The 6,381-nt window shown below is 70.1% G+C and carries 6 protein-coding genes; all 6 read left to right on the top strand.

The window, feature by feature from the left end:
* A partial coding sequence (locus tag FS787_RS15465) for a hypothetical protein (protein WP_260982580.1) occupies positions 1 to 1,373 on the top strand: 1,373 nt, incomplete at its 5' end.
* Positions 1,374 to 1,379: 6 nt separating this feature from the next.
* Positions 1,380 to 2,369: an HAD-IIA family hydrolase gene (locus FS787_RS15460; RefSeq protein ID WP_144673719.1), complete on the top strand. Its 990-nt coding sequence runs from the start codon at positions 1,380 to 1,382 to the stop codon at positions 2,367 to 2,369.
* A 44-nt stretch (positions 2,370 to 2,413) separates the two neighbouring features.
* Complete coding sequence (locus FS787_RS15455; RefSeq protein ID WP_144673717.1) at positions 2,414 to 2,701, top strand: hypothetical protein; 288 nt, start codon at positions 2,414 to 2,416, stop codon at positions 2,699 to 2,701.
* Positions 2,688 to 3,500 carry a TlyA family RNA methyltransferase gene (locus tag FS787_RS15450; RefSeq protein WP_186329218.1) on the top strand — a complete coding sequence of 271 codons (813 nt, stop codon included), beginning with the start codon at positions 2,688 to 2,690 and terminating at the stop codon, positions 3,498 to 3,500. Before FS787_RS15455 ends, FS787_RS15450 begins: the two co-directional genes overlap by 14 nt.
* A gap of 22 nt (positions 3,501 to 3,522) precedes the next feature.
* The gene (locus tag FS787_RS15445; RefSeq protein WP_144673713.1) at positions 3,523 to 4,563 is read left to right on the top strand and encodes an NAD kinase; all 1,041 of its coding nucleotides are present in this window, start codon (positions 3,523 to 3,525) and stop codon (positions 4,561 to 4,563) included.
* Positions 4,564 to 4,566: 3 nt separating this feature from the next.
* Positions 4,567 to 6,306: a DNA repair protein RecN gene (gene recN / locus FS787_RS15440; protein ID WP_144673711.1), complete on the top strand. Its 1,740-nt coding sequence runs from the start codon at positions 4,567 to 4,569 to the stop codon at positions 6,304 to 6,306.
* Positions 6,307 to 6,381: the final 75 nt, after the last annotated feature.

Raw genomic sequence — 6,381 nt, 5'->3', positions numbered from 1 at the left:
GTGACCGTGGCCCGCGCGAAGGCGGGGGAGAGCACCGTAGCTTTAGTGGCGACCGTGACCGCAAGCCCTACGGTGACCGTGGCCCGCGCGAAGGCGGGGGAGAGCACCGTAGCTTCGGCGGCGACCGTGACCGTAAGCCCTACAGCGGCGGCGACAACCGGAAGCCGTTCGGCAGCCGTGATGACCGTCCGGCCCGCGGCTTTGACCGCGGTGACTCCGGCCCGCGCCAGTTTGGCCGTGACAAGGCGGAAGACCGCCCGGTCCGCGTCCCCAATGCCCGGGACCTGCGCAGTGCCAACCGCCCCGACCGAGAGCGGTCGCCGCAGATCGACGACGACGTTACGGGCAAGGAACTGGACCGCGCCACACAGCACCAGATCAAGACCCTTGAGGACAACAGCGCCGAGTGGGTTGCCCGCCACCTCGTGATGGCCGGGCGCCTAATCGACGACGAACCGGAACTCGCTTTCCAGCACGCCCTCGCAGCCAGCCGCCGCGGAGGCCGCCTCGCCGCCGTCCGCGAAGCCGTGGGACTGACCGCCTACGCCGCCGGCCACTACGGCGAAGCCCTCCGCGAGTTCCGCACCTACCGGCGGATCAGCGGCTCCAACATGCACCTGCCCGTGATGGCCGACTGCGAACGCGGACTCGGCCGGCCCGACCGCGCCCTGGAGATGGCACGCTCCGAGGAAGCCAAGGACCTGGACGCCCCGGGCAAGGCGGAACTGGCCATCGTGGCCGCCGGCGCCCGTACCGATCTGGGTCAGCTCGACGCTGCCGTCTCCGAACTGGAAATCGTCCAGCTGGACATCAACCGTGCGTTCTCCTACAGCCCGCGCCTGTTCCGCGCCTACGCCGAGGCCCTGGCCGCAGTAGGCCGCACGGCCGAATCCGAGAAGTGGCAGCGCCAGGCCGTCGTTGCCGAAAACGCCCTCGGCCTCGACATCACAGAGGACCCGGACATCATCGACCTCGGCTGGGACGAGGAAGAGGAAGCCCGCGAAGAAGAGCAGCAGCGCCGCCTCCTCGCCGAACAGACTGCCCAGCGGTCCGCGGCGGCCGGGGAGCAGGCGCCGCGTGCCGCCAGTGCCGAGGCTGTTGCGGGTCTTCCGGAAACTGCTGACGGGGCTGTGAATGCCCATGACGAAGGATCCGACGACGCCGAATCCGACTTCTGGGAGTCTGACGACGCCGAGTCCGATGACGACTCCGTCGAAAAGGACGCCCTGGACCGCTCCGAGGTGCTGACTGGTGACGACTCCGACGCCGGACACGACGACGCCGGCTATGAGGACAGCGAGACCGGACACGGTGATTCCGACGACGACTCCCGAGACGCCGATTCCCGCCAGTCGGAACGCTTCGAGAGCTGATCGGGAATGGCCGCACCGGATCTGATCTCGACGTTCGACGCCCTTCTCGCTGATCTGGACGGTGTGGTCTACGCCGGGCCGCACGCCATCCCGGGCGCCGTGGAATCCCTGCGCCGCCTCGCCGGGATCGGCGTCGGCCTTGGCTACGTCACGAACAACGCCTCCCGGACGCCCGCGCAGGTGGCCCAGCACCTGCGCGAGCTGGGGGCACCGGCGGAGGACCACCAAGTGGTGAGCTCCTCGCAGGCTGCCGGTGAGCTGCTGGCGTCACTGCTGCCGGCGGGTGCCCGTGTGCTGATCACCGGCGGGGCATCGCTGGCCCAGGAGATAGAACTTGCCGGGCTGGTGCCGGTCCGCAGTGAAGCGGAGGAGCCTGTCGCCGTCGTGCAGGGCTTCCATCCGGACCTCGGCTGGAAAGACCTGGCGGAAGCCGCGTATGTCATTGCCGGCGGCGCCCTGTGGGTGGCCACGAACACGGACATGTCCATTCCCCAGGCCCGGGGCATTGCGCCCGGCAACGGGACGCTGGTTGCCGCCGTAGCCGCCGCCACCGGGCAGCGGCCCCTCGTCGCCGGAAAGCCGGAAGCGCCCTTGTTCCACGCTGCCGCCAAACGGCTGGCTGCCGACCGGCCGCTCGTCGTCGGCGACCGCCTGGACACCGACATCCTGGGCGGGAACAACGCCGGGTTTGCCACGGTCGCCGTGCTGACCGGCGTTGACACGAGGGAGTCGATCCTTGCCGCCCGCACGCTCGAGCGGCCCGATTTTCTCATCAACGACCTCACCGACCTCTACCGCCCCTACCCGGTGGTGGCGTTCGACGCCGGGCAGCACCGCTGCGGCGCGGCCTCCGCCGCCGTGGACGGGCAGACGGTCCGGGTCAGCGGCGATCCGGGCGACCTGGACGCCTGGCGGGCCGCGTGTTCGGCCTGGTGGACGGCCAACCCCGAGACCGCCGCGGCCTCGGCACCGGTCCTGGAATGGCTGGACCACTAGGCCGGCCGGATTAAGAGACGGACGGGATCACTAGACTGGTGACCATGACCGAGCAGAACCACCCCACTGAGACGGACCCCGCCAGCGGAGACGTCCAGGTCACCTGGCCGGCTGTTCCGGGGGATCCGGCGGAAGCGGGCGACGCCGCAGGGAACGCGGAGACCGCGGACCCCGACGTCGACATCCTGCTGGACCGCCTCGGCCAACTGCCGGAACTGCCGGTGGCCCGGCACGGGGAAGTCTACGCCGGCCTGCACGACGATCTGCTGGCGGCCCTGAACGAGTCCGTCAACACCACCTCAACGGGGGATGCCACGAATGAGCAGGCTTGACCAGGCTCTCGTCAGCCGCGGGCTGGCGAGATCCCGCACCCATGCCGCACGCCTCATCGCCGAAGGCAAAGTCAGCATCGACGGGGAAGTGCTGGCCAAGGCTTCCCTCCAGGTCGGGGACGACACGCACCTGGACGTGGCCGCCTCCGTCGAGGACAACTACGTCAGCCGTGCCGGGCACAAGCTCGCCGGCGCGCTGGACGCCTTTCCCGCCGTCACGGTGGCCGGCAAACGGTGCCTCGACGCCGGTGCCTCCACCGGCGGCTTTACCGACGTCCTGCTGCGGCGCGGCGCGGACCACGTGGTGGCGGTCGACGTCGGGCATGACCAGTTGGTCCCCGCGATCCGGAACGACCCCCGGGTGTCCGTCCACGAAGGCCTCAACGTCCGGTACATGACGCCGGATGAGATCGGCGGGCCGGCGGCGTTGACCGTCGCGGACCTGTCCTTCATCTCGCTGACCCTCGTGCTGGCACCGCTCGCGGCCTGCACCGATCCGGGCGGGGACCTGGTCCTGATGGTCAAGCCGCAGTTCGAGATTGGCAAGGACCGGCTGGGCCGCACCGGCGTCGTCACCTCGGAGTGGGAGCGCCGCCTCGCCGTGGGCAAAGTCGCGGCGAAAGCCATGGATGCCGGACTGGAACTGAAAGGCCTCGCGAGCAGCCCGCTGCCCGGCCAGGACGGAAACGTCGAGTACTTCCTGTGGATAAGCCGCGGGATCGCAACAGACCTGCCTAAGATCGAAGAGCGGGACGCAGCCGTTGCTGCGTTACTCGGATCAATCTGGCCCAAGTACTAGTAGCACCAGAAGGCGGAACCCGATGAGCAGGCGCGTCCTCATCCTTGCCCACACAGGCCGTGAGGAGTCCCTCAAGGCTGCCTGGGAAGCGTGCGCCCGGCTCCACGACGCCGGCATCGTTCCCGTGATGCTGAAATCCGAGCTCGGCGACATGGTCCGATTCTTCGGGCGCCTCGACCAGCCCGTCGAGATCCTCCACGACCACGTGATGCTGCCCGACGTCGAACTCGTCATGGTGCTCGGCGGCGACGGCACCATCCTCCGCGCGGCGGAGCTGGTCCGCGAAGTCGACGTGCCCCTGCTCGGCGTCAACCTCGGCCACGTGGGCTTCCTGGCCGAGAGCGAGCGGGCGGACCTGGCCCAGACCGTCGAATGGATCGCGAGCCGCGAGTACACCGTGGAAGAGCGGATGACCATCGACGTCCAGGTCTGGGTCCGCGGACAGAAGATCTGGCACACCTGGGCCCTCAACGAGGCCGCGATCGAAAAAGGCAACCGGGAACGGATGCTCGAGGTGGTCACCGAGGTGGACGAACGTCCCCTCACCTCCTTCGGCTGCGACGGCGTGGTCCTGGCAACCCCCACCGGTTCCACCGCCTACGCCTTTTCGGCCGGGGGCCCGGTGGTGTGGCCCGAGGTGGAGGCGCTGCTGATCGTGCCCATCAGCGCGCACGCGCTCTTCGCCAAGCCGCTGGTGGTCTCACCCCGGTCCCGGCTGGCGGTCGAAATCCTGAACCGGACCGATGCGCAGGGCGTGCTGTGGTGCGACGGCCGGCGCTCGGTGGACCTTCCGCCCGGAGCCCGCGTGGAAGTGACCCGCTCCGCCACACCCGTGCGCCTGGCCCGCACACACCAGACGCCCTTCTCCGGCCGCCTGGTCCGCAAGTTCGAACTGCCCATCCAGGGCTGGCGCGGGCCCATGCCGCAGGCCGCCAGCATCCACACCGGGCCGGTGCCGGTCATCCGCACACCCCGCCCGATGCCCCCGCTTCCCACTCCGCCGCAGGCAGGGCCACCACACCCGGGGCCGGGCGAAACCACCGATCCATCGACTGCGAAGTGATCCATGCTTGAAGAACTGAGAATCCGCGACCTGGGCGTCATTACCGACGCCACGCTGCCCCTCGGCCCCGGCCTGAGCGTCGTGACCGGTGAAACAGGGGCCGGCAAGACCATGGTGGTGACCGCCGTCGGCCTGCTGCTCGGCGCACGGTCCGACGCCGGCGCCGTCCGCAGCGGCGCGAAAAGCGCCTCCGCGGAGGCTACCGTCAAGCTCGACGCCGGGCACCCCGCCGTGGCGCGCGCCCGCGAGGCGGGGGCAGAGGTCGAGGAGTTCGACGGCGGCGCCGAACTGCTGCTGGCCCGCAGCGTGGGTGCGGACGGGCGAAGCCGGGCCTACCTCGGCGGACGCGCCGCACCCGTGGGTGTGCTCGGGGAGATCGGCGAAACCCTGGTGGTGGTCCACGGCCAGTCCGAACAGATCCGGCTCAAGAGCCCGGTCGCGCAACGCGGGGCCCTCGACAAATTCGCGGGGGAGAGCCTCGCCGCCACACTCAGCAGCTACCAGGAGCTCCACGCCCACTGGAAGTCCAGCCAGGCCGAGCTCGATGAGCTTCGCAGCGCCGCCCGGGAGCGGCTCCGCGAAGCCGAATCGCTTGAGGTTGCCCTGGCCGAAATCGACGCCGTCGACCCGCAGCCCGGCGAGGACGAGTCGCTGAAAGCTGAGGCCGTCAAGCTCGCGAACGTCGAGGAACTCCGGATCGCGGCCACCACGGCACACCAGGCGCTCATCGCCGAGGACTTCGGCGACGGCAACGACGCCACGGCCCTCGTCGACGCCGCCAAACGCACACTGGAGCACGTCGCCGAGCATGACGAGGAGCTCGGCTCCGCGGCCGCGCGGCTGGCCGAGGTGGGTTTCCTGCTTAACGACATCGCCACCGAACTTGCCAGCTACCAGGCCGCCCTCGACACCGAGGGCCCGGAACGGCTCGCCGAGATCGAGGACCGCCGCGCCGCCCTCGCTAAGCTGGTCCGCAAGTACGCTCCGAGCATCGACGAGGTGCTGGTGTGGGCCGAGGAGGCCCGGAAACGGTTCCTGGAGCTGCAGGACGACTCCACCCGGATCGAGGCGCTGGACGCCGAAGTGACGCGCGCCGAAGCGGAGCTGATCAAGCAGGCAGCCGCCATCAGCAAGCTCCGGAAGAAGGCAGCCAAGGACCTCTCCGCCCGCGTCAGCGCCGAACTCAAGGCCCTGGCGATGGCGGACGCCACCCTGGTCATCAACGTCGAATCCGGCGGGCAGCCGGGACCGTACGGCGCGGACGAGATTGGCTTCCTGCTCCAGCCGCACTCCGGCGCCCCGGCCCGGCCGCTGGGCAAGGGCGCCTCCGGCGGTGAACTGTCCCGCGTGATGCTCGCCATCGAAGTGGTGCTGGCCGCCGTCGATCCCGTCCCCACCTTCGTCTTCGACGAGGTCGACGCCGGCGTGGGCGGCCGCGCCGCCGTCGAGATCGGCCGCCGCCTGGCCATGCTCGCCCGGCACGTCCAGGTGCTGGTGGTCACCCACCTGCCGCAGGTGGCAGCCTTCGCCGACCAGCACATCCGGGTCACGAAGACCTCGGTGCGCGGCGCTGACGGGGCCACGGCCACCGGGTTCACCTCCAGCGACGTCCAGCTCCTCGATGAAGGGGAGCGCGTCCGGGAGCTGGCCCGCATGCTCGCCGGCCAGGAGGATTCCGAATCCGCCCAGGCCCACGCCCAGGAGTTGCTGGACGACGCCAAGCTCCTGCCGCAGCAGGCCTGAGCACTCCTCGCGCGGCGGGCCCGGGCTGGATGACAATCACACCCGCTTTGCCGCATACAGACCCCTGGAAGGCTG

Source organism: Arthrobacter sp. U41 (assembly GCF_007679325.1).
Lineage (GTDB): Bacteria > Actinomycetota > Actinomycetes > Actinomycetales > Micrococcaceae > Arthrobacter.
The sequence above is the reverse complement of the archived record's forward strand: the minus strand, read 5'-3'. Positions and strand labels throughout refer to the sequence as shown.